This window comes from Lysinibacillus sp. NPDC093190 (genome assembly GCF_050280425.1).
Classification (GTDB): Bacteria; Bacillota; Bacilli; order Bacillales_A; family Planococcaceae; genus Lysinibacillus.
In genome coordinates this window covers 150,362-174,762 of record NZ_JBNNVG010000005.1, presented here as the reverse complement: position 1 = coordinate 174,762, position 24,401 = coordinate 150,362, and the positions used below count along the sequence as shown (strand labels likewise).

23 protein-coding genes are annotated in these 24,401 nt (G+C 37.1%); 20 read left to right on the top strand and 3 right to left on the bottom strand.

Annotated features, from left to right (window positions below):
- Nucleotides 1–446 precede the first annotated feature (446 nt).
- The 7 genes from mnmE to ACQKOF_RS06540 all read left to right on the top strand — a co-directional run bounded on the left by mnmE (nt 447) and on the right by ACQKOF_RS06540 (nt 8,335).
- A complete protein-coding gene (mnmE, locus tag ACQKOF_RS06570) occupies nt 447–1,832 on the top strand; it encodes a tRNA uridine-5-carboxymethylaminomethyl(34) synthesis GTPase MnmE (RefSeq protein ID WP_427554753.1) in 1,386 nt (461 codons plus the stop codon).
- Nucleotides 1,833–1,860: 28 nt separating this feature from the next.
- On the top strand, nt 1,861–3,756 hold the full coding sequence (mnmG, locus tag ACQKOF_RS06565; protein WP_427554751.1) for a tRNA uridine-5-carboxymethylaminomethyl(34) synthesis enzyme MnmG: 1,896 nt from the start codon (nt 1,861–1,863) through the stop codon (nt 3,754–3,756).
- 150 nt (nt 3,757–3,906) lie between these two features.
- Nucleotides 3,907–4,623: a 16S rRNA (guanine(527)-N(7))-methyltransferase RsmG gene (gene rsmG, locus ACQKOF_RS06560; RefSeq protein ID WP_427554749.1), complete on the top strand. Its 717-nt coding sequence runs from the start codon at nt 3,907–3,909 to the stop codon at nt 4,621–4,623.
- A gap of 179 nt (nt 4,624–4,802) precedes the next feature.
- Nucleotides 4,803–5,702 (top strand): nucleoid occlusion protein, encoded by a 900-nt coding sequence (noc, locus tag ACQKOF_RS06555; RefSeq protein ID WP_427554747.1) that lies wholly within the window; start codon nt 4,803–4,805, stop codon nt 5,700–5,702.
- A 235-nt stretch (nt 5,703–5,937) separates the two neighbouring features.
- On the top strand, nt 5,938–6,699 hold the full coding sequence (locus ACQKOF_RS06550) for a ParA family protein (RefSeq protein ID WP_370043997.1): 762 nt from the start codon (nt 5,938–5,940) through the stop codon (nt 6,697–6,699).
- Nucleotides 6,692–7,540, top strand: a complete 849-nt coding sequence (locus ACQKOF_RS06545; RefSeq protein ID WP_427554745.1) for a ParB/RepB/Spo0J family partition protein — start codon at nt 6,692–6,694, stop codon at nt 7,538–7,540. Before ACQKOF_RS06550 ends, ACQKOF_RS06545 begins: the two co-directional genes overlap by 8 nt.
- Nucleotides 7,541–7,618: 78 nt before the next feature.
- Nucleotides 7,619–8,335: a DUF554 domain-containing protein gene (locus ACQKOF_RS06540; RefSeq protein ID WP_427554743.1), complete on the top strand. Its 717-nt coding sequence runs from the start codon at nt 7,619–7,621 to the stop codon at nt 8,333–8,335.
- Here the strand turns inward: ACQKOF_RS06540 and yyaC are convergent.
- Nucleotides 8,252–8,884, bottom strand: a complete 633-nt coding sequence (gene yyaC, locus ACQKOF_RS06535; protein ID WP_427554741.1) for a spore protease YyaC — start codon at nt 8,882–8,884, stop codon at nt 8,252–8,254. The genes ACQKOF_RS06540 and yyaC overlap by 84 nt on opposite strands.
- A 93-nt stretch (nt 8,885–8,977) precedes the next feature.
- Between yyaC and ACQKOF_RS06530 the strand changes: the two genes are divergently transcribed.
- From ACQKOF_RS06530 to ychF, 3 genes are all read left to right on the top strand, one after another.
- Nucleotides 8,978–9,862, top strand: coding sequence for a mechanosensitive ion channel family protein (locus tag ACQKOF_RS06530; protein ID WP_427554739.1), 885 nt, complete (start codon nt 8,978–8,980; stop codon nt 9,860–9,862).
- A gap of 1 nt (nt 9,863) precedes the next feature.
- On the top strand, nt 9,864–10,064 hold the full coding sequence (locus tag ACQKOF_RS06525; RefSeq protein WP_403029444.1) for a DUF951 domain-containing protein: 201 nt from the start codon (nt 9,864–9,866) through the stop codon (nt 10,062–10,064).
- A gap of 154 nt (nt 10,065–10,218) precedes the next feature.
- Nucleotides 10,219–11,319, top strand: coding sequence for a redox-regulated ATPase YchF (ychF, locus tag ACQKOF_RS06520; protein ID WP_427554737.1), 1,101 nt, complete (start codon nt 10,219–10,221; stop codon nt 11,317–11,319).
- 188 nt (nt 11,320–11,507) lie between these two features.
- Here ychF and ACQKOF_RS06515 read toward each other — a convergent pair whose 3' ends face one another.
- Entirely contained in the window at nt 11,508–12,071 is a 564-nt protein-coding gene (locus ACQKOF_RS06515) for a DUF3267 domain-containing protein (protein WP_427554735.1), read from the bottom strand.
- A gap of 176 nt (nt 12,072–12,247) precedes the next feature.
- Here ACQKOF_RS06515 and rpsF point away from each other — a divergent pair, with 176 nt between their 5' ends.
- The 8 genes from rpsF to ACQKOF_RS06475 all read left to right on the top strand — a co-directional run bounded on the left by rpsF (nt 12,248) and on the right by ACQKOF_RS06475 (nt 20,324).
- Complete coding sequence (rpsF, locus tag ACQKOF_RS06510; protein WP_053482932.1) at nt 12,248–12,535, top strand: 30S ribosomal protein S6; 288 nt, start codon at nt 12,248–12,250, stop codon at nt 12,533–12,535.
- 44 nt (nt 12,536–12,579) lie between these two features.
- Nucleotides 12,580–13,149: a single-stranded DNA-binding protein gene (gene ssb, locus ACQKOF_RS06505; protein ID WP_427554733.1), complete on the top strand. Its 570-nt coding sequence runs from the start codon at nt 12,580–12,582 to the stop codon at nt 13,147–13,149.
- A 38-nt stretch (nt 13,150–13,187) separates the two neighbouring features.
- Nucleotides 13,188–13,424: a 30S ribosomal protein S18 gene (gene rpsR, locus ACQKOF_RS06500; RefSeq protein WP_004233359.1), complete on the top strand. Its 237-nt coding sequence runs from the start codon at nt 13,188–13,190 to the stop codon at nt 13,422–13,424.
- Nucleotides 13,425–14,030: 606 nt separating this feature from the next.
- Nucleotides 14,031–14,972 (top strand): YybS family protein, encoded by a 942-nt coding sequence (locus ACQKOF_RS06495; protein ID WP_427554731.1) that lies wholly within the window; start codon nt 14,031–14,033, stop codon nt 14,970–14,972.
- 12 nt (nt 14,973–14,984) lie between these two features.
- On the top strand, nt 14,985–16,958 hold the full coding sequence (locus ACQKOF_RS06490) for a DHH family phosphoesterase (protein WP_427554729.1): 1,974 nt from the start codon (nt 14,985–14,987) through the stop codon (nt 16,956–16,958).
- The gene (gene rplI / locus ACQKOF_RS06485) at nt 16,955–17,401 is read left to right on the top strand and encodes a 50S ribosomal protein L9 (protein WP_427554728.1); all 447 of its coding nucleotides are present in this window, start codon (nt 16,955–16,957) and stop codon (nt 17,399–17,401) included. Before ACQKOF_RS06490 ends, rplI begins: the two co-directional genes overlap by 4 nt.
- A gap of 13 nt (nt 17,402–17,414) precedes the next feature.
- Entirely contained in the window at nt 17,415–18,776 is a 1,362-nt protein-coding gene (dnaB, locus tag ACQKOF_RS06480; RefSeq protein ID WP_053482927.1) for a replicative DNA helicase, read from the top strand.
- A gap of 258 nt (nt 18,777–19,034) precedes the next feature.
- Nucleotides 19,035–20,324, top strand: coding sequence for an adenylosuccinate synthase (locus tag ACQKOF_RS06475; protein ID WP_427554726.1), 1,290 nt, complete (start codon nt 19,035–19,037; stop codon nt 20,322–20,324).
- Nucleotides 20,325–20,828: 504 nt separating this feature from the next.
- Here the strand turns inward: ACQKOF_RS06475 and ACQKOF_RS06470 are convergent.
- Complete coding sequence (locus ACQKOF_RS06470) at nt 20,829–21,641, bottom strand: YitT family protein (RefSeq protein ID WP_427554779.1); 813 nt, start codon at nt 21,639–21,641, stop codon at nt 20,829–20,831.
- 350 nt (nt 21,642–21,991) lie between these two features.
- On the opposite strand from ACQKOF_RS06470, the gene ACQKOF_RS06465 reads away from it, so the two are divergent.
- Together ACQKOF_RS06465 and yycF are read left to right on the top strand one after the other, a co-directional pair.
- Complete coding sequence (locus ACQKOF_RS06465; protein ID WP_427554724.1) at nt 21,992–23,452, top strand: peptidoglycan DD-metalloendopeptidase family protein; 1,461 nt, start codon at nt 21,992–21,994, stop codon at nt 23,450–23,452.
- Between the two features lie 233 nt (nt 23,453–23,685).
- The gene (gene yycF / locus ACQKOF_RS06460; RefSeq protein WP_053482923.1) at nt 23,686–24,399 is read left to right on the top strand and encodes a response regulator YycF; all 714 of its coding nucleotides are present in this window, start codon (nt 23,686–23,688) and stop codon (nt 24,397–24,399) included.
- Nucleotides 24,400–24,401: the final 2 nt, after the last annotated feature.

The window sequence follows — 24,401 nt, the reverse complement described above, 5'->3', positions numbered from 1 at the left end:
GGAGTAGAGACTGAGCGACTCCTTGGGGATCAGCGATAGAGGAACGAAGGCTAAAACCATCACGTCCTGTGATAACGCCTTCGTGACCAACTTCGTGTTGGCCCGAGACCCTGGAGCGAGCAACGCGAGTGAAGTGGCTCATCTGACGCCCCCAGGAAAGCGCTCAGTCGGAACGGAAATCAACCCCTCGTTTTGCCGAAGAGTCATACTTTATTCATTGACACCTTAATTACATTGGCAAAATAGTTTTTTTATGATCTAGAAAGAACGTTCTAGCGTTTGCAATTTTTGTCGAAGTACGTGCTATAATGTAGAGCTTTCTTATTATCCACAATTGGAAATTATCCTTACTTTAGATTTTGTAGAAAATATGTTAGTCTAAGGTGTTAGTAAGTGTTGGTCGGTTTTATTTATCCACATGTGGATAACGTTAAGGAGGTCATTAAATGGAGTTCGATACAATTGCTGCGATATCCACACCGATGGGTGAAGGAGCTATTGCTATTGTTCGCTTAAGTGGGGACGAAGCAGTCGCAATTGCAGATAAAATATTCAGATCGCCTGGTGAGAAAAGTTTAACAACGAAGGCTTCACATACAATTCATTATGGACATTTGGTCGATCCAAAAACAAATGAGGTTGTAGAGGAAGTAATGCTGTCATTAATGCGCGGACCTAAAACATTCACTCGTGAGGATGTAATCGAAATTAACTGTCACGGGGGACTAGTTTCGGTGAACCGTGTATTAAAGCTAGCATTAACAAATGGAGCAAGACTTGCCGAGCCAGGTGAATTTACAAAACGCGCATTCTTAAATGGACGTATCGATTTATCACAGGCTGAAGCAGTCATGGATTTAATAAGAGCGAAAACTGATAGAGCGATGAATGTAGCGTTGGGACAGATGGATGGCAAATTATCGCGTTTAATTGGTGACTTACGCCAAGCATTACTAGAGACATTAGCGCAAGTAGAGGTTAATATAGATTATCCGGAGTATGATGATGTAGAAGAGATGACGGTACCGGTATTAGTAGAAAAATGTACATGGGTACGAAATGAAATTATTAAACTTTTGCAAACATCTTCTCAGGGGAAAATATTACGAGAGGGTCTATCAACTGTTATTTTAGGCCGCCCAAACGTTGGGAAATCTTCTCTTTTAAATAGTTTAGTACAGGAGAATAAGGCTATTGTGACAGATATAGCAGGTACAACTCGTGATATTATAGAAGAGTACGTGAATGTACGTGGTGTTCCGCTTCGTTTAGTCGATACAGCTGGTATTCGAGAGACAGAGGATATCGTCGAACGAATTGGTGTTGAACGTTCACGTGAGGCGTTGCGTAGCGCAGATTTAATTTTATTTGTTTTAAACTACGCGGAGGAATTGACTGCTGAGGATGAGCGTCTCTTCGAAACAATTCAAGCGATGGATTACATCGTTATTGTCAATAAAACAGATCTACCGCAAAAAATTGATGTCGCTCGCGTTAAAGAGCTAGCAGGCAATCATCGCGTTGTGACAACTTCTCTTTTACAGGAAGAGGGTATCGCAGAGCTAGAGGAAGCGATTGCCGCGTTGTTCTTTGAAGGGCAAATTGAAGCGGGCGATTTAACATATGTTTCAAATGCAAGACATATTGCATTACTTCATCAAGCACAAGCAACGGTCGAGGATGCATTAGCTGGAGCACAAGCTGGTGTACCTGTTGATATGGTGCAAATAGATGTCACAAGAACATGGGAAATACTTGGTGAAATTATCGGTGACACTGTACAAGAAAGCCTAATTAATCAGTTATTTTCACAGTTCTGCTTAGGGAAATAATTTTACTAAAGAAAGGAAGATACGAGCTATGCCAACAAAATATGAGGCAGGCACGTTTGATGTTATCGTAATTGGCGCAGGTCACGCAGGTTCTGAAGCTGCACACGCTGCTGCCAAAATGGGTGCTAACACACTGATGTTAACAATCAATGTAGATATGATTGCATTTATGCCATGCAATCCATCCATTGGTGGTCCTGCCAAAGGAATCGTAGTACGAGAAATTGACGCATTAGGTGGCGTCATGGGGAAAGTTATTGATAAAACGCATATTCAAATGCGTATGTTAAATACAGGGAAAGGTCCCGCTGTGCGTGCATTACGTGCACAAGCGGACAAAGTTTTATACCAACAAGAAATGAAACGCACGTTGGAGGAAACTGAAAACTTAACAATTCACCAAGGAATGGTGGAAGAGCTAATAATTGAAGACGGGGAAGTAAAAGGTGTTATTACACAAATTGGTGCTATTTACCGAGCTAAAACAGTTGTAGTCACAACAGGTACATTCCTTCGTGGTGAAATCATTATTGGAGACGTAAAATATTCAAGTGGTCCTAATAACCAACAACCGTCCATTCGTTTAGCAGATAACTTAAAAGAGCTTGGCTTTGACCTTGTGCGTTTTAAAACAGGTACACCACCACGAGTGAATAGCCGTACCATTGATTATGATAAAACAGAAATTCAACCTGGAGATGATGTTCCACGTGCATTCAGTTTTGAAACAACTGAATTCATCATGGATCAGCTACCTTGCTGGTTAACTTATACAAGCCTAGAAACACATGAAATTATCGAGGCAAACCTACATCTTTCACCGATGTACTCAGGGATGATTAAAGGTACGGGTCCACGTTATTGCCCTTCTATTGAAGACAAAGTTGTGCGATTTAACGATAAACCGCGCCACCAAATCTTCTTAGAGCCAGAAGGTCGCAATACACGTGAAGTATATGTACAAGGTTTATCAACTAGCTTACCAGAACATGTACAAACACGTTTATTAAAATCAATTCCAGGCTTAGAAAAAGCAGAAATGATGCGTGCTGGTTATGCTATTGAGTACGATGCAATCGTGCCAACACAATTGTGGCCAACTTTAGAAACAAAACGTATTAAAGGCTTGTATACTGCTGGTCAAATCAACGGTACATCAGGTTACGAGGAAGCAGCTGCTCAAGGCTTAATGGCTGGGATAAATGCTGCTGCTAATGTGCTTGGTAAACAAGAATTAATCTTAAGTCGTTCAGATGCTTATATTGGCGTATTAATTGATGATCTAGTAACAAAAGGAACAAATGAACCGTATCGCTTACTAACATCTCGTGCAGAATATCGTTTACTACTTCGTCATGATAACGCTGATTTACGTTTGGTAGAGTTAGGTTATAATATGGGAATGATTACTGAGGAAAGACATGCAACATTCAATGAGAAAAAAGAGCTGATTGAAAACGAAATTGCACGCCTCCGTGAAGTTATTATTAAACCAAATGAAGCAACACAAGCTACCATTCGCTCTGTAGGTGGTAGTGAGCTAAAAGATGGTATCCGTGGAGCGGATTTATTAAAACGTACAGAAATGCATTATGAATTAATTTCTTCGTTAATTCCAGCAGACATAGAGTTTTCGGATGAAGTGAAGGAACAAATTGAAATTCAGCTTAAATATGAAGGTTATATTGAAAAAGCATTGCAACAAGTTGAAAAGCTTCATAAAATGGAAAATAAAAAAATCCCTGAAAATATTGATTATGACGCTATTTCGGGTCTAGCAACAGAAGCTCGACAAAAGTTAAAACAAGTTACACCACTTTCCATTGCCCAAGCATCGCGAATCTCTGGTGTAAACCCAGCAGATATTTCAATATTACTTGTTTATATTGAGCAAGGTAAAATCGCACGCGTTAGCGGTGAATAATTAACAACGGTAAAGTGAATAAGAGGCGGGCATACCTTTGTGCCCGCTTCCTATTTTTAAGGCTATGCTATCTTTACATAGTTGATGAGTACATGTCTTACAAAATCAATAATAGGGATAGTCAAGCCAGTTAGAAAAAGGAGACTTTACATGAACGAACAACAATTTATCGAGGCTCTAAAGAAGAAGGGCATTGAACTTTCTGAAAAGCAGTTGGCTCAATTCAAAAAATACTTTGAGTTACTTGTTGAGTGGAATGAAAAGATGAACTTAACTGCTATTACTGATTTAGAAGGTGTTTATTTAAAGCACTTTTATGATTCGATTAGTGCCTCTTTCTATTTTGATTTTTCAAAAGTGACGACAGTTTGTGATGTTGGAGCAGGTGCTGGTTTCCCAAGTATTCCAATTAAAATCTGCTTCCCACATTTACATGTAACAATTGTCGATTCTTTAAATAAAAGAATTACATTTTTAAATCATTTAAGTGATGAGTTACAATTAGAGAATATGCATTTTGTACATGCCCGTGCAGAGGAATTTGCTCAAAATGCGAAATATCGTGAACAGTTTGATGTTGTAACAGCTCGTGCGGTAGCCCGATTATCGGTCTTATCGGAGTTATGTGTACCATTAGCAAAGCAAGGTGGATATTTTGTTGCTTTAAAAGCAGCAGCAGGTGCGGAAGAGTTAAAAGATGCAAAAAAAGCATTGGCAACATTAGGGGTTGCACTAAAAGAAGAATTTTCTTTTCAGCTACCTGTTGAAGAAAGTGACCGTATTTTATATATCTTTGATAAAATAAAAGGAACACCAAAAAAATATCCGCGTAAACCAGGTGTACCAAATAAAACGCCGATTCAATAATTAGTGTTTCATGTGAAACTTCTCAAAGTAGAAAATATTTTTTCTATTTTGAGCATACATACTAGTTATGGGTGGTTCACGCAAATGACATCTATGAACTATATACATTTTAAGAAATATAATAAATAATAATAGAATAAAACAGAGCAAGATAGTTACTTAAAGGTGGTGCCACTTGGATGAAAAGTCCTTTTTCACGTTTTTTTGGAGGCGGGAATAAAACTGAGCCTATTGTGAAAAATGAAGTAGAACAAGCAGAGGCGGTTCATGCAGCAGAAGAGGTTATAAAGCTGCCTATTGATCAAATTGTGCCTAACCGTTTTCAGCCACGTACTATTTTTGATGATGAAAAAATTGAAGAATTATCAAGAACCATTCATACGCATGGTGTGATTCAGCCAATTGTTGTACGTAAAACAGCAGAAAATCAGTATGAAATCATTGCCGGTGAGCGTCGTTATCGAGCAATGAAAAAGCTACAATGGACAGAAGTTCCGGCAATTATAAGAAATTTAACTGATAAGGAAACAGCCTCTATCGCGTTAATTGAGAACCTACAGCGTGAGGAATTAACATCAATTGAAGAAGCTGTTGCCTATCAAAAATTATTAGAGCTTCATGAGCTGACACAAGAAGCTTTAGCCCAACGACTTGGAAAAGGACAATCCACGGTAGCTAATAAATTACGTTTATTAAAGCTACCTGAAGAAGTGCAGCAAGCTATTTTGAAGCGTGAAATCTCTGAACGACATGCACGAGCATTAATTGCAATTAAAGATCAGCCATTACAGCTAGAAGTTTTACAACAAACGATTGAAAATGATTGGAACGTTCGTCAGTTAGAAGAGCAGATTTATTCTTTATTACATCCAGAGGCAGAAGTTCAAGAAGAAGCGGAACCGAAGAAAGTAAAGCCTAAACGTAAAGCCATTAGTAAAGACGTACGTATTGCTTTAAATACGATTAAACAATCGTTATCTATGGTAACAAAGAGCGGTATAACAGTTAAGACTGAAGAAGAAGATACAGAGGAATATTATCAAATTACAGTGAAAATACCTAAAAAGAAAAAGTCTTAAGTCGTGATTGAAATTATATTAGAAAAATAAAAAATGACTTTTATATCTCTGTACAAAGGAGGCATCTCAGTAATATTTCTGAGATGTCTCCTTTTTTTGTATATATTCTTAATATTTTATACAACTATTTTCTGTTTTTTTGATAGAATGAAAGTAAGATAGAGGTATTGATATAGTGATTTTACAAATGATTTGTCAAAGTGAACCTTTGATAGATGAAAGCAGGTGCTTTTAAATGGGTAGAATTATAGCAATCGCCAATCAAAAGGGTGGCGTAGGAAAAACAACGACATCGGTCAATTTGAGCGCTTGTCTAGCATATCTAGGGAAGAAAGTGCTCTTAATCGATACTGATCCACAAGGAAATACAACGAGTGGGCTTGGCGTTAATAAGGGAGAACTTCAAGGTTGTATTTATGATGTATTAATTGATGATGAAAACGTTAAAAATGTCATTCAACAAACAAATGTAGAAAACTTAGCAATCGTTCCAGCAACCATTTCACTAGCAGGAGCAGAAATTGAATTAGTTTCGACAATTTCCAGAGAAGTACGTTTAAAGCATGCACTTCAAGATGTAAAAGAAGACTATGATTATATTATTATTGATTGCCCGCCTTCGTTAGGGCTACTAACAATTAATGCTTTAACTGCTTCGGATGCGCTTATTATTCCTGTACAATGCGAATATTACGCATTAGAGGGGTTAAGTCAGTTGTTATCAACTGTCCGTTTAGTGCAAAAACATTTAAATCAGCAATTATACATTGACGGTGTATTGCTGACGATGCTTGATGCACGAACAAACCTAGGCTTACAAGTTATTGATGAAGTAAAAAAATATTTCCAAGATAAAGTATACAAAACAATTATTCCTCGTAATGTGCGATTAAGTGAGGCTCCAAGTCATGGGCAGCCAATTATCATTTATGATGCAAAATCAAGAGGTGCAGAAGTGTATTTAGAGATGGCGAGGGAAGTGATTAAAAATGGCTAAAGGTTTAGGAAGAGGCATAGGTGCATTATTTCCTGGAGAGTCTATAGAACAAAGTGGGCAAGTGGAAGAAATACAATTAGAGCTTATCGTCGCGAACCCATTTCAGCCTCGTAAAATTTTCGATGAAGAAACTTTACAAGAATTAGCTGACTCTATACAGGAACATGGTATTTTACAGCCAATTGCTGTACGTAAAAAAGGACGCAAATATGAAATCGTTGCTGGAGAACGCCGTTATAGAGCAACTCAATTAGCAGGGTTAGAGGTTATTCCAGCTATTATAAAAGAGCTATCAGATGCGCAAATGATGGAACTAGCTATTTTAGAAAATCTACAGCGTGAAGATTTGACAGTTATTGAAGAGGCTGAGGCATATCAAAGCTTAATGGAAAACTTACATTTAACACAGGAGGAGCTTTCCAAAAGATTAGGGAAAAGTAGACCGCATATTGCTAATCATGTTCGTTTACTTGCATTACCAGAGGATGTTCGTGAGTTTATGAATGATGGAACATTATCGATGGGACAAGGACGAGCGTTACTTGGATTGAAGAATAAAAGAAGAATACCAGAAGTGGCAAATAAGGTCATTAAACAAGGTTTAAATGTACGGCAAGTTGAAATGTTAGTACACAATTTGAATGAAGAAGTTTCACGTGAAACAACTCAACCAAAGAAAAAGGATATATTTGTGGCAGCTAAGGAAACACAGTTACGTGATTACTTTGGAACAAATGTACAAATTAGGAAAGCTAATAATAAAGGGAAAATTGAAATTGAATTTTATTCTGAAGATGATTTAGAACGCATTCTAGAAATATTAAATTTACAGGAAGAATAAGAGAAATATCGATATCGTAATCAGAGCGCCGAACTACAAGGCGCTCTCTATTTTTCTAGAGAGAAGGAAGGTTGGGACGTGGTATTACTAGGGGCATTAATTAACGCTTTACTTATTATGGCAGGTGCATTGGTAGGACGCATTTTTAAAAATATTCCTGAATCGATGAAATCTACTGTATTATCGATTATTGGTTTAGCAGTTGTACTTTTAGGGATTAAAATGGGCTTTGAAAGTGATAATTTTATTATTTTAATGATAAGTTTAGTGGTTGGTACAGTAATTGGTGAATGGTTAGATTTAGATAAGCAAATGAATAGACTTGGAAAATGGGTAGAATCTTTATTTAGTAAAAATCGTACTGATAATAATCAAATTGGCATAGCAGAAGGTTTTGTAACGGCCTCTTTAATATTTGTAGTTGGCTCTATGGGCGTAATTGGTGCACTCGATAGTGGTCTGCGTAATGATCATAATATACTTATTACGAAAGGATTAATCGATGGATTTATATCGATAATATTAGCATCTACATTAGGTATTGGAGTGCTATTATCTGCAGTACCTGTATTCGTCTATCAAGGATTAATTGCACTTTTTGCAGGTGTTATCAGCTCCTTTATACCAGATGCTGCACTACAAATGTTTATTCACGAAATGACTGCTGTAGGCGGTGTTATGATTTTTGCCATTGGTTTAAATATAGCAGGCTTAACTAAGATCAAGGCTGCCAACTTGTTGCCAAGTCTCATCGTTGTTGGTATTGTGGTTGCTATCTTCTATATTTTTCAGTGAATAACGATGTGCAGCGAGCAATAGAGCTCTTGAAAGTTTTTCTGCCATTGCATAAGAAATATGAAGTCTTGTATTTTGTAAAACAAGCATTTCCATAAAGCCTCCAACATTGACTATTCCTTTAATGGAAATATCGCCGATGGGAGGTAACTCTTTTTTTACAGCTTTTCCTGGAAAAATAGGTCCATTCTGTACAGAAATATTTCCAACGTTTTGTTCACTTCCAAGGCATGCATCAATCGCAATGATGAAAGGTTTTATAGTATGATTGTGTAGCTGTTGCATAGTAGTGTCTAAATTAAGAGCATGCAAAGGATTGTCTAAAGAGCCTACAATTTCATATGGAAAACTAACAGACTTTTTGAGGAAGCTACCTGTTAATGGCCCAAGTGTATCACCTGTACAACGGTCACTTCCAATACAACAGAAAATAAGGCGTTCATGATGAAAGGGTATATATTCTAAAAATAATGTACTTAATTGCCAAACGATGTTTTTACTTTCATGATGAAGAGAATAAGGGAGTAACAATTTTGGTATAGTATTCATAAAATAACTCGCTTTCCTTTTTATTTGTAAGAAGTGCTCGATTTTTATGCAGTATACGCAAATTTTTAGCAAGTTATTCAAGAGGTGGTAATAATGGATTGGTTTAACGAAAATGTATTAAGGAACTTTTGGGACAAGTTGATATCAGAGGAGCTTTGGATAAATATAACAAAATCTTCAATTAAGATTGCTATTATTTTGATTGCATCTTGGCTAGCTGTACGATTAGGTAAAAAGTTTATTAAGAAAGTGTTTTTAATGCGAATGAGTTCACCTTTAAACCACTCAGAACGCCGACAAAAAACAATTTCAAGATTGTTACAAAGTGTCATCTCCTATGCCGTTTATTTTTCAGCAATCATTGCTATTCTTCCTATCTTACACATTCAGATAGCAGGTTTATTGGCGGGAGCGGGGATTCTAGGTTTAGCAATCGGTTTCGGTGCACAAAGTTTAGTGAAGGATGTCATTACTGGATTCTTTATTATTTTTGAAGATCAATTTGGTGTTGGTGATTATATAAAAATAAATGCAGCTGAAGGAACTGTTATAGAAATCGGTTTACGTACAACAAAGATTAATGGTTCTACAGGAGAGCAATTTATTATTCCAAATGGTTCGATTGGTGATGTTGTCAATTACTCTGTCAATAACTCTAAAATTTATATAGATTTACAAATGACGACCGATGCGGATTTTGAAAGAGCTGAGTCTATTATTAAAAAGTATTTAGATACTTTACCTGAAATTCATAAGGAACTTGTAGCAGTACCTGTCTTTTTAGGTGTACAAAATGTTAAGGGTACAGAGGTAACGATTCGTATAGCCGCAGAAACATTACCACAACAACAATACGGGGTGGCTCGTACTATTCGTCGTGATGTTACAAAACTCTTTGAAGAAAATAATATACCAATGGCTCATCCAAAAATGATGTTCTACGGTGTTAATGGAAATGAAGAGGGGAGAAATGAGTAATATGGAAGCGAAGAAATTTGGTTTAAACGATATTGTTGAAATGAAAAAGCAGCATCCGTGTGGCATAAATAAGTGGAAAATTATTCGAATGGGGGCAGATGTACGCATTAAATGCGAAGGTTGTCAGCATAGTGTCATGATTCCACGCCGCGAATTTGAGAAAAAAATGAAAAAGGTTTTAATTTCTGCTAGTGAAGACTAGTTTCATGTGTATTAGACTTTTTATGAGTGAATCAATATAATAGATAAGGTTATACAGTGATTTATTGGTGGGGACTTTCTGCATCCTCACCGTATCCGTTAGTACGGGAAATAAGAGCAAATTTGAACAGATCATAGAAAGGTTGTGTCCATTCATGGCATTAACAGCTGGAATCGTTGGTTTACCTAACGTAGGAAAATCAACATTATTTAACGCAATTACAAAAGCGGGCGCATTGGCTGCAAACTATCCATTCGCAACAATCGATCCGAACGTCGGTATTGTTGAAGTACCAGACGCACGTTTAGATAAATTAACAGAATTAGTAATACCTAAAAAAACAGTACCAACAGCATTTGAGTTCACTGATATTGCTGGTATCGTAAAAGGCGCTTCAAAAGGTGAAGGCTTAGGGAACAAATTCCTTGCTCATATTCGTGAAGTAGATGCAATTTGCCAGGTAGTACGTTGCTTTGTAGATGAAAATATTACACACGTATCAGGTGCAGTTGATCCAATTGACGATATTGAGGTCATTAATCTAGAGCTTGCACTTGCCGATTTAGAATCTGTTGATAAGCGATTACAACGTGTTAGCAAAATGGCAAAGCAAAAAGACAAAGAAGCAATGATTGAAGAACCAGTTCTTCTGAAAATTAAAGAACAATTAGAAAACGGTCGACCAGCACGCGCTGCAGAGCTTTCAGAGGACGAGCTAAAGGTTATTAAAGGACTTCATCTTTTAACAATTAAACCTATGCTTTATGTGGCAAACGTTTCAGAAGATGAAGTAGCTGACGCAGATAATAACGAATATGTGCAAAAGGTACGTGAGTATGCAGCTGCTGAAGGAGCTCAAGTTATCACAATTTGTGCAAAAATCGAGGAAGAAATTTCTGAGCTTGATGATGAAGAAAAAGCAATGTTCTTAGAAGAGCTAGGCATTAAAGAATCTGGTTTAGACCAATTAATCCGTACTTCATACGATTTACTAGGACTAGCAACTTATTTCACTGCTGGGGTACAAGAGGTACGCGCATGGACATTCCGTAAAGGCATGAAGGCACCACAATGTGCTGGAATCATTCACACAGACTTTGAACGTGGATTTATTCGTGCAGAAACAGTTGCTTTCGATGATTTAGTAGAGGCTGGTTCTCAAGCTGCTGCTAAGGAAGCTGGTAAAGTACGTCTTGAAGGTAAAGAGTATGTTGTGCAAGACGGCGATATTATGTTATTCCGTTTCAATGTGTAAAATACAAACAGGGGCAATCTTTCAATGGATTGCCTTTTTTTGTCTATATACTTATCTGAATTTTCAATTCGGATGGTGGCTAGTATGAACATATTTCAAATAAAAGAACGTGGTTTAGAAATTTGTGTCAATAAAAGAATCTGCTTGGAGTCAAGCAGATTCTTTTTGTAACGTGACTTGCACCAACGTTATTTCTTTTCCTCAGGCATATATACATAAAGCTTAGGTAAATGAGGATCATCCTGTATGAATGCATTTTTTGGGTATTTGCGCAATTCTTTATACATGGAAAAATCACCTACTGCCCCAGCTATTAAAAAAGCTCCCACTAATACTAAAACAGTACTGTTAAAATAGAAACCAGCAATTGTCGGGAGGACGCCAGTTGTCCAGAATGGAAGTAATAAAGCTTTTTTCATTGCATGATTTGGTAACGGTTGTTCAGTTGTTGCGTACGCTACGCCAAGCTCTAAATTTAGGCCGTATTTTAATGATTTAAAGGGCACGCCACCGAAGACCATAAAACCAACTAAATGAAAGGCTTCATGTAAGATAATGAAAACAATATACAGAATGACGAAAAGGATGGATCCAATAATCATATTCCAAAATGTTATGGAAAAAGGATCTTTAGTGTAAATATATTGAATCACCATAAATATTAGTACAAGACCACTAGTGACAACGATATTTTCCAACATTAGTTTTTTTATATTGAGTTCAATGACAATAGGTTCTTTATCTGGTAGCATGAAGATTCTCCTTTCATTATGAATGAATTAAGTTCATTATATAGAATGAATTGTTTGTTTGCGACTTGAAAGACATGCGTCTATATGTTACAATTCATTGATGTGAGTAATAATTATTACTTACTCCTTGCTCCCTGTGTACAGGAGAGCCTAAGTCCATAAGGAGGTGTAAACAGATGAGAAAATACGAATTAATGTACATCGTACGTCCGAACATTGAAGACGAAGCGAAGAAAGCTTTAGTTGAACGTTTCAACGAAATCTTAACTTCTAACGGTGCAGAAGTCATCGAATCAAAAGAGTGGGGCAAACGCCGCTTAGCTTACGAAATTCAAGACTTCCGCGAAGGTTTCTACCAAATCGTGAAAGTAAACGCTACTTCAGAAGCAATTAACGAATACACACGTCTAGCTAACATTAGCGAAGATATCATTCGTCACATTGCGGTTCGCCAAGAAGCATAATCATTTATTTTTAACAAAATGCTGAAAAGGAGGTTGCATTTCTGATGATAAACCGTGTCGTATTAGTTGGAAGACTAACAAAAGATCCTGAGCTACGCTATACGCCTAATGGTGTTGCGTCTACAAGATTTACAGTTGCTGTGAATCGAACATTCTCAAACCAACAAGGTGATCGCGAAGCTGATTTCATTAGCTGTGTTGCATGGCGCAAACAGGCTGAGAACTTAGCGAACTTCATGAAAAAAGGAAGTTTAATTGGAGTGGAAGGCCGCATTCAAACAGGTAGCTATGAAGGACAAGATGGTAAACGAGTATACACAACAGATGTAGTGGCAGATAGCGTACAGTTTTTAGAGCCTCGTAATGCTAGCAGTGCTCCTGCTCCTCAATATGGTGGGCAGAATACTTACGGTAACAATCAACCGTCATATGGCGGTGGACAACCACAGCAACAGTTTGGTGGTGCTATGCCAGGGCAGGGTTCATTTGGCGGCGATGCTTATCAGCAAAATCAACCACCTATGAATCAGCCGAATTATACACGTGTAGATGAGGATCCATTTGCTAATAGCAAAGGACCGATAGAAGTATCTGAGGATGACTTACCATTCTAATACTTCTAAAATAAAAAATGATAAGGAGGAGACATACTATGGCACCACGTCGCGGAGGCCGCAAACGCCGTAAAGTTTGCTACTTCACTTCAAACAATATTACGCACATCGACTACAAAGATGTAGATTTATTAAAAAAATTCATCTCTGAGCGCGGTAAAATTTTACCACGTCGCGTAACTGGCACAAGTGCAAAGTACCAACGTAAATTAACTTCAGCTATCAAAGTTTCTCGTATCATGGGATTACTTCCATTCGTAGCAGAAGACAAATAAGATATAAATAAAGGCACAACAAGGTTTAATCAACTTTTGTTGTGCTTTTTTTATTCGGCTCATCGGACGCCCCCCAGGAAAGCGCCCGGCCGGAACGGAAATCAACCACACGCTATAGAGATGACCTTATTTTATCTCAGTAATTGCTCTATAAATTACCATTTGCCATTAGTATAAGAATTTATTACACTTTTAAGAGACATGAAAAAAGAAAAGATGAAATGTTAGAGATTGAGAAACAAAATGCTATCGTATTTCTGAAACGTATGGATGAGAGGAACAATCGACTAAGGACATTTTTAAAAACAAAACGGCTTATAATCATTTCGATTAAAAGCCTTTTTTTATATATCAGTAACTGTCGTAAGCTGATAATTTTTTTCAGTTGAAAAATTTCAATATATATAAAGAAGAACTTAATTAATGAATTTGTTATGCTTTTTCGGTAAAAAATCTCCTATATAGCTATGTATTTTACGCTTTAGTCATTGGTTCTACAAAATTAATGACAAAGCATCTAGTTGTTCTTAGCGTTTTTTGTTCAATAACCTGAAAAAATGGTACAATAAAGGTCAGTAAGTTTGACTGAAAAAAGGAAGGTTTTCAATGCCGAATAATCAAACAAAGGCGCTTGTACAAGGCTCAATGATGGCCGCAATCTTTACGATTCTAATGCTTATTTCTGCATATGTACCATTCATTTTTATAGTAGGTCTACTATTTGCTCCACTACCGATTGCTTGGTATAGCGCAAATTATAAGCGTTCATCATCCATATTTGTAGCAGTAGTAGGCTGTATCTTAACCACTTTAACAAGTGGCATAACTATGTTACCATTTGCCTTTATTTTGGCATTACTTGGTGTCGTGATAGGAAGTGCAATTAATCTAAAGAAGAGCAAACTTTACCTATTCATGTCATCTGGAGTTACTGTTCTTCTGTCAATGGCAATTGTCTATGTAGCCTATGTTCAATTTGCTGGTATCAATATCATTAACATGAGCACGGAGCTTTTACGCGAAAATTATGAGCAATCAAATGAACTTGCAAAAACTGTAACAGGTCAAGTAATGCTACAGTCAGAGCAAATAGAGGCTATGTTAAAAATAATTGAGCTGACAATACCTGCAACAGTAACAATCTTTGCATTTATGACAGCATTTATTATCATAACTTTAAATTTACCTGTATTAAAACGTCTTGGTTTAGACGTTCCAAAATTTGCACCGTTCCAAAATATGCGTCTACCACGATCTATTTTATGGTATTACATGATTATTTTATGTATTAATTTATTTATGCGTCCAGAATCTGGATCTACATTAGATATTATTGTTTTAAATGTTTCTTATGTTTTATGGATGTTATTAATCCTGCAGGGGATTTCCTTTCTACATTACTTTATTTCTAAAAAGGAAATGCCGAATGGTGTTAAATGGATAGCTACTTTGTTAGCCTTACCACTATCATCCTTTATGATATTGCTAGGCATCGTAGATTTAGGTTTCGACGTACGTTCACTTGTGAAGGGGAAAACTAAAGAATAAGGGGCTGATGTAATGGGGACTTTTAGAAAACGACCAATCCGCTATCCGCTTTTTGTTCTTTCCATTTTTGGCATTGTGACGTTTGTGCTTCTATGTATTTGGAATATCGGGATAGGTATCGGTTATGGAGTAGGTTTTGTTCTATTAATGGCCTATACGTGGAAGGTAGAAAAGATTACCTTTGATGAAACAGAAAAGCATATTGAATCCATCTCTTTCCGCATGAAAAAAGTTGGGGAAGAGGCATTGCTTGAAATGCCAATCGGGATTTTACTTGTCAATGATCAATATGAAATAGAATGGTCGAATCCATATATGCAAGGCGTTTTAAATATGGAAAATTTAGTAGGTGAAGGAATCGTTAATATATCTGACGACATTTACGTGCTAATGAAGAGCGAAGAGACAAACGAAGATACGATTACGCTCCGTGATCGTAAATATCGAGTTTATTATAAAAAAGAAGAGAATTTACTATATTTCTTTGATATCACTGAGCAGATAGCTATTGAAAAACAATACTATGCAGATCGTACAGTTATTGCGATTTTATTTGTTGATAACTATGACGAAATTACGCAAGCAATGGATGACCAACCACGTAGTTTAACGAATACGATGGTGACATCAATTGTTAATGATTGGGCAGCTGAGCAAGGAATATTTGTAAAACGAATATCATCCGATCGTTTTTTAGCTGTATTAAACGAATCCATTTTAATGGAGCTTGAAAAGAAAAAATTTGCCATTTTAGATACTATTCGAGAAAAAACAGCGCAAAAAAATATGTCATTAACATTAAGTATTGGTGTTGGCGCAGGATCATCTTCATTAGTAGAGCTTGGTGAACTAGCACAATCAAGTTTAGATCTTGTTTTAGGTCGTGGTGGTGATCAGGTTGCCATCAAGCAACCTTCAGGAAAGCTAAAGTTCTATGGCGGGAAAACGAACCCAGTTGAGAAACGTACACGCGTTAGAGCACGTGTTATTTCCCATGCACTACGTGATTTAATTCAGGATAGTGACCAAGTGTTTGTTATGGGACATAAAAACCCTGATATGGACTCTATTGGTGCCTCCGTTGGTGTACGTAAAATGGCACAAATGAATGATGTGAAGGGCTATGTAATCATAAATTTTGAAGAATTAAACGGAAGTGTAACACGTTTAATGAATGAAATAGAGAGTAAATCGGATTTCTATGAAAATTTCCTAACACCAGATGAAGCTGCGGCAAGAATGACAGAAAAATCATTGCTCGTAATTGTCGATACACATAAACCTAATTTAGTCATTGATGCACACCTATTGAAGCTGGCTGAAAAAGTTGTGGTGATTGATCACCATCGTCGAAGTGAGGATTTTATAGAAAATCCAACGCTTGTTTATATGGAGCCATATGCATCGTCTACAGCAGAGCTTGTAACAGAGTTACTCGAGTATCAACCAAAACGTGCGAAGATTAATATGTTAGAGGCTACGGCATTGCTGGCGGGAATTATTGTTGATACGAAGAGTTTTACATTGCGTACAGGAGCCCGTACGTTTGAAGCGGCTTCTTATTTACGGACAAATGGTGCCGATACAGTGCTAGTACAGCGATTATTAAAAGAAGACGTCGATACGTATATCGAGCGTTCTAAAATAGTGCAAACTGTTAAGTTCGTGAAGCCGGGTATTGCAATTGCTGTAGGTGAGGAAGCGAAAGTGTATGATTCTGTACTAATTGCACAAACAGCAGACATTTTACTAACAATGAAGGATGTTGGTGCTTCCTTTGTCATTGCGCATCGTTCAGATGGTAAAATCGGCATAAGTGCAAGATCACTTGGCGAGGTAAACGTACAGCTTGTTATGGAAAAGCTAGGCGGCGGCGGACATTTAACAAATGCAGCTTGCCAAGTCGAAGCAAATTCCATTGCTGGAGTAGAAAAATATTTAGAAGAGGCCATAAATGAGGTACTCGAAGGGAGTTCGGAATCATGAGAGTAGTATTTTTAAAAGATGTTAAAGGAAAAGGGAAAAAAGGAGAAGTTAAAAATGTAGCAGACGGCTATGCACAAAACTTCTTAATTAAAAATGGCTATGCTGCTGAAGCAAATGCACAAGCATTAAGTCAATTAGAAGGTCAAAAGAATTTAGAAGCTAAAAATGCTGCTGCAGAATTGGCTGAAGCGAAAGCATTAAAAGAAAAATTAGAAGCTTTAACAGTAGAATTAAAAGCAAAATCAGGTGAAGGTGGTCGCCTATTTGGCTCAGTATCTACAAAGCAAATTGCTGATGCACTTCAAAAAACGCATGGCATAAAAATTGATAAACGTAAAATGACTTTAAGTGATGGAATTCGTGCGTTAGGCTTTACAAATGTACCTGTAAAACTACATCATGAAGTATCAGCAGCATTAAAAGTTCATGTAACGGAAGAATAAGGGGCGACGATCCATGAACGAACCGATGATGGACCGCGTTCCACCGCATAACCGGGAAGCGGAGCAATCGGTTATCGGTGCAATTTTCCTCGATCCTCAATCGTTAATCACTGCATCTGAAATTTTACTAGCAGATGATTTTTATCATAATGCACATAAGACCATTTTCGAAACGATGCTACGTTTAAGTGATCAAGGAAAAGCGATAGATGTTGTAACAGTTACTGAAGAATTATCAGCTAAAAAAGAAATTGAGGATGTTGGCGGGCTATCGTATTTACTAGAGCTCGCCAATGCTGTCCCTACGGCTGCTAACGTCGCACACTATGCGAAAATTGTCGAAGAAAAGGCTCTATTACGTCGTTTAATTCGTGTAGCTACTAAAATAGTAGAAGATGGCTATACACGTGAGGATGAGGTAGAGGCATTACTGGGTGAAGCAGAGAAGAAAATGATGGAGGTAGCCAATCGTAAAAATGCGGGTGACTTTAAGCATGTCAAAGACGTATTGGTGGAAACCTTTGATAACATCGAAAAGCTGCAATCACAAAAAGGTGATGTTACAGGTATCCCGACAGGCTTCCGTGATTTAGACAATATAACAGCTGGCTTCCAGCGCAACGATTTAATTATTGTAGCGGCACGTCCTTCTGTAGGTAAAACAGCCTTTGCATTGAATGTTGCGCAAAGTGTTGCCGTTCAAGCACGTGAAAATGTTGCAATCTTCTCCTTAGAGATGGGTGCTGAGCAGCTAGTTATGCGTATGCTTTGTGCGGAGGGAAATATAGATGCACAAGTTTTACGTACAGGTGCTTTAACAACGGAAGATTGGGGTAAACTAACTATGGCAATGGGGAGTTTATCGAATTCTGGAATTTTTATTGATGATACACCAGGTGTACGTATCAATGAAATTCGAGCAAAATGTCGACGTTTAGCACAGGAGCATGGCCTCGGTATGATTTTGATTGATTATTTACAGCTCATTCAAGGTAGTGGTAAGCCAGGGGAGAACCGTCAGCAAGAGGTATCTGAGATTTCACGTTCTTTAAAAGGTTTAGCGCGTGAATTAAAGGTTCCAGTCATTGCATTATCACAGCTATCTCGTGGCGTTGAGCAACGACAAGATAAGCGGCCTATGATGAGTGACTTACGTGAATCGGGAAGTATTGAGCAAGATGCTGATATTGTTGCCTTCTTATATCGTGATGATTATTACGATAAAGAGTCTGAGAGTAAAAATATGATTGAAATTATTATTGCTAAACAGCGTAACGGTCCAACGGGTACAGTTACACTTGCATTTAAAAAAGAATTCAATAAATTCATTAATGTGGATTGGTCGCAAATGCCGCCACCACCTCCACGTGATTAAATATTAACCTTCATTCAACAGGAAAAAATTCCTTTTTTAGAGGGAACTCAACGTTGGAGATTACGCCAAGACGTAATTAATCTGAATGTTAGATAATATTCATACCATTCTGTTATTAAACACGAACGTTGAATCATATTTTTTGATTTTACGTTCGTGTTTTTAAGTATTTTTGTTGACTAGGCGTTTCTATCATTGTTACAATAATTAACGGCTTAAAAATTGAGATACAAATCGTATCTAACGGAGGTGCTGACTATGACATCAGTTGTAGTTGTAGGAACACAGTGGGGAGACGAAGGAAAAGGTAAAATTACGGATTTCCTTTCACAAAAAGCCGATGCAATCGCTCGTTTTGCAGGCGGTGATAATGCAGGACATACTATTAAATTTGATGGTGAAACTTATAAGTTACATTTAATTCCATCAGGGATTTTCTATAAAGAAAAAACTTCAGTAATCGGAAATGGTCTGGTTGTTAATCCAAAGTCATTAGTGACTGAGCTTAGAGGCTTACAAGAGCGTGGCGTTGATACAGATAATTTACGAATTTCTAACCGTGCGCATGTTATTTTGCCATATCATATAAAGCAAGATATCGCTGATGAAGAAAGTCGTGGCGATAAAAAAATTGGTACGACGTGTAAAGGGATTGGACCATGCTATCAGGATAAAGTAGCACGTATCGGTATCCGTATGGCTGATTTACTAGACAAGGATGTATTTGAAGAAAAACTACGTCAAAATTTAGCAATTAAGAATAAGTTATTTGAGAAATTTTACGAAGTTGAAGGCGTAACATTCGAAGAAATTTTCGAGGAATATTACGGCTATGGACAAGAAATTGCAAAATATGTAACTGACACGTCGAAAATCTTAAATGATGTACTAGATGAAGGTGGAAAAGTGTTATTTGAAGGAGCACAAGGTATTTTACTTGATGTCGATCAAGGTACGTACCCATTTGTAACATCTTCAAATCCTGTTGCTGGCGGAGTAGCAATCGGTGCTGGCGTTGGTCCATCACGAGTTACAAGTGTTATTGGTGTATCTAAAGCCTATACATCTCGTGTTGGTGATGGTCCGTTCCCAACTGAACTATTTGATGAAGTGGGTCAACAAATTCGTGAAGTTGGTCGTGAATACGGTACAACAACTGGCCGTCCACGTCGTGTAGGCTGGTTTGATACGGTAGTTGTGCGCCATTCACGTCGAGTAAGTGGTATTACACATCTTGCGCTTAACTCAATTGATGTTTTATCTGGCTTAGAAACAGTTAAAATTTGTACAGCGTATAAATATAAAGATGAAACGATTACTGAGTATCCAGCAAATCTTCATATTATTGAACAATGTGAACCAATTTATGAAGAGCTTCCAGGCTGGTCAGAAGATGTTACAGGTTGCAAAACATTAAAAGAGCTACCTGAGAATGCACGACGCTATGTAGAACGCGTGAGTGAATTAACTGGTATTGAAATTGCAACTTTCTCTGTTGGTCCTGCACGTGAACAAACGAACGTTTTAGTGGACGTTTGGGAAGCATAATTAATTTTAAATAACAAAAGGGCGTACCATATGCTTTTTATAGTATTGAAAAACAAAATGGTCAGGGGAATAATGTCTATAAGTTGTAGCGGTTTTTACATTTGGTGTAGCTACGCTTTGCAAAAGACATCTGTTATGAACGCTATGTTTTCGTATATTATCACTTTAAATTAGAGTGATATGCTAGAAGATACATGCTAAGTGAAGTGGTTGATTGGAGTGGAGACTGAGCGACGCCTTGGGATCAGCAATAGAGGAACGAAGGCTAAAACCATCACATCCTGTGAAAACGCCTTCGTGACCAACATCGTGCTACTGACGCTTCGCTTTCGCGCAAAAAACATCTGTTGGCCCAAGCGGCTCATCGGACGCCCCCAGGAAAGCGCTCAGTCGGAACGGAGATCAACCCCTCGTTTTGCCGAAGAGCAATACTTAATTTGATAGATGTTAAATTTTTTTACAAGATAAAAAGGGCGTGCCATATATGGTACGACCCTTTTGTCATTAGTGAATATCTCTCTTCTTGAAGCGACCACCTTTAACCTCAGCAATATTACCGATTGCTAGAAATGCGTGATCATCTATCTCGGCGACGATTGATTTAAGCTTTGATTCTTCTAATCGAGTAATGACGGTAAAAATAACTTTTTTATCGTTCCCCGTATAAGCTCCCTCACCATGAAGGAAGGTTACACCTCGACCAAGTCGGTCCATAATAGTCTGTCCAATTTCATCAATGTCGTCACTAATGATATAAACAGATTTTGATTCCTCCATTCCTTGAATGACGATGTCAATCATTTTATAGGCAATATAGTACGCCAGGATAGAGTACATTGCTTGTTCCCATGTAAACACAAATCCCGCTACCATAAAGATGAGTAAATTGAAAAACATAATAATTTCACCAACGGAGAACGGTGTTTTTCTATTAAATAAAATAGCTAAAATTTCTGTCCCATCTAATGAACCACCATAACGAATGACGATGCCGACACCAATACCTAAAATCATGCCTCCAAAAACTGTGGCCAAAAGCGTATCTTGAGTAAACGGGCTTAGATTATGTAAGAAAAGTGTTGTTAATGAGAGTACTGTAATTCCGAGTCCTGTAGAAAGTGCAAAAGTCTTACCGATTTGTTTATAGCCTAAAAAGATAAAAGGTAAGTTTAAAATGAAGATGAAAATACCAAGAGGTAAATTTAATAGATGAGAAGCGATAATGGAAACACCTACGATTCCACCATCCATAATGTGGTTGGGTACTAAAAACAGCTCCAGTCCCAATGCCATAATGACTGCACCCAATGCCACCATAATGGTCCTAATTATAAGTTTACGAACGGTATTCTTACGTTGGGGCTTTCTTACTTTAGGGGTTATTCCAGAGGTTTGTGAATCATTCAAATTAATCGCTCCAATCAACTAGTATATCCTACCTCTATTTTATCTGAATATTAAAAAAGTAAAAAGCGATAAGTCTAAAATTATATTAATAGCTACAAAAATAGGGATTATGTAACAAATAGCAGAGAATTAATACATTTATATTACAAAAAGATGAAAACAGTCAAACCATATTTTTTTTATGGTAAAGTGTAGTGGTGCAAAAAATCTTTGTGGGTAATTAATCCTACGATAGGTTAAAGTTGGAAGGGGCTTTATTAATGAGTTCGTCTTGGTCAAGAAAAGAAAAAAACAATAGATTCACTTATAATTTTTCTTCAATTAAAAAGGTATCCATTATTACAGTTGTAATGACAAGTTTAACGTTTAATGTAGGTTTTGCAAAAGAAAATCATAAAGAAGATTTAAATAAAATTAATCACGTTTACGTGGGGAATAAATATATAGATGCGGTCTCTAACGAGCAAGCGATCGAAGAAATCATTGCATCAAAGGGAAAAGAAGCAAGTCAACAATACAAAGAATTATCTATCGATGCTAGTTCTTCTGTTAAAATAATCCCAGATACAGCATTTGGTAATCAAACAAAAGATGCAAAAATTTTGGAGAAATTAGAGCAATCTTTAGTAGTTAAATCTCCAAGTTTTATATTATTTGTAGATAATAAGCCTGTAGTTTCTTTAAAAGATACAAAAGCCTATGAAGATACTATTCGAATGCTAAAGCTACAATATGTTTCACAGCAAGAGCTAAATAGTATATATGTTAACCAGCAATCTACGAATATCCCACCATTACAGATTGGTGAAACGCGTCTTTTAGATATTTCTTTTAAACAGAAAGTTTCAGGTACAACTCAAAAAGTAGCACCAAATGCTATCATAGCACCTGAGGAAGCTGTGAAATATTTAATGACAGGTTCTCTTGAGCAAGAAACATATAAAATCCAATCAGGTGATGTTTTAGGCTCGGTTGCCCAAAAACATGGATTAACAACAGCTGAGCTATTAGCGTTAAATCCTGGTATTACTGTTGATACAGTTTTACAAATCGGACAAGCATTAAACGTAACAGTCGCTAAACCATTTGTAACACTAGAAGTAAAACAGGAGAAGAAAGTTACTGAACAAATTCCGTTTAAGAAAATAGTTGAAGAAGATCCGACGATGTATAAAGGTGAGAAAGTGATTAAACGACAAGGCGTTAATGGAAGTAAAGAAACATCTTATTTATTAACGTCTGAAAATGGAACTCGTATATCCAAAGTTGCGTTAGAAGAAGAAATCATACAACAACCAGTTGACGAAATTGAAGTAGTTGGTACGAAGGTAATTTCTTCTCGTGGTACGGGTGAATTTACTTGGCCAACAGTGGGTGGCTATATTTCAAGCGGGATGGGCCAACGTTGGGGAGAACTCCATCGTGGTATTGATATTGCCCGTCCTAGTAATTACAATATTTTAGCTTCAGATAATGGTGTTGTTGTAGCAGCTGGTGTCTCTGGTAGCTACGGTAATCGTATTGTAATAAATCATAATAATGGTTATACAACGCTTTATGGACACCTATCTTCAATTAAAGTGGAAGTAGGACAAGTAGTAGAAAAAGGTTCAGTTATAGGTATTATGGGCTCTACTGGAAATTCAACAGGTACACATCTACACTTTGAAGTTAAGAAAAATGGTTCGTTAGAAAATCCATTATCATATGTAGGGCGTTAATCAGTTCGAATAGAAGGCAGTCCGAAATAGGGCTGTCTTTTTGTATACTTCGTATATAAATCTATGTTATTTCCCGAGAAATATTTGTCGAAAAATAGTTTAATATAATATCGTAAAACGTCTTAGGATTTAGAATAATGCATAGAAGCTAAAAGCATGGTAGAGTTAGAGGTAGTGACTTTAAAAATACACAACGTTTAATAATAGATAAATAGCGAAAGGGAGAAAAATATATGGACAAAACCATTTTAGTTGTTGACGATGAAAAACCAATCGCAGATATTTTACAGTTTAATTTAATAAAAGAAGGCTACAAAGTTATTTGTGCTTATGATGGAGATGAAGCACTAGAGAAGGTTGAGGAAGAACAACCAGATTTAATGCTTTTAGATATAATGTTACCTAAGCGGGATGGGATGGAAGTTTGTAGAGAAATACGAAAAAAATATGATTTCCCTATCATTATGTTAACAGCAAAAGGCTCTGAGATTGATAAAGTATTAGGACTAGAAATGGGCGCAGATGATTATGTGACAAAGCCATTTAGTACACGTGAACTTATTGCGCGTGTAAAGGCAAATATGCGTCGCTTACAGGTAGTAGCTCCTACTGCCGAAGAGGTTGAAGAAGAATCCAATGAAATTGTAGTAGGCTCTCTTGTTATTCAGCCAGATGCTTACTTAGTATTGAAGCGCGATGAGGCAATTGAACTAACGCATAGGGAGTTTGAATTATTACATTACTTAGGTAAGCATATCGGTCAAGTAATGACGCGTGAACATTTATTGCAAACTGTGTGGGGTTATGATTATTTCGGCGATGTACGAACAGTAGATGTAACAATTCGTCGTTTACGGGAAAAAATAGAGGACAATCCTAGTCATCCAGCTTGGATTGTAACACGCCGTGGTGTAGGTTATTATTTACGAAATCCTGAACAGGAGTAAAA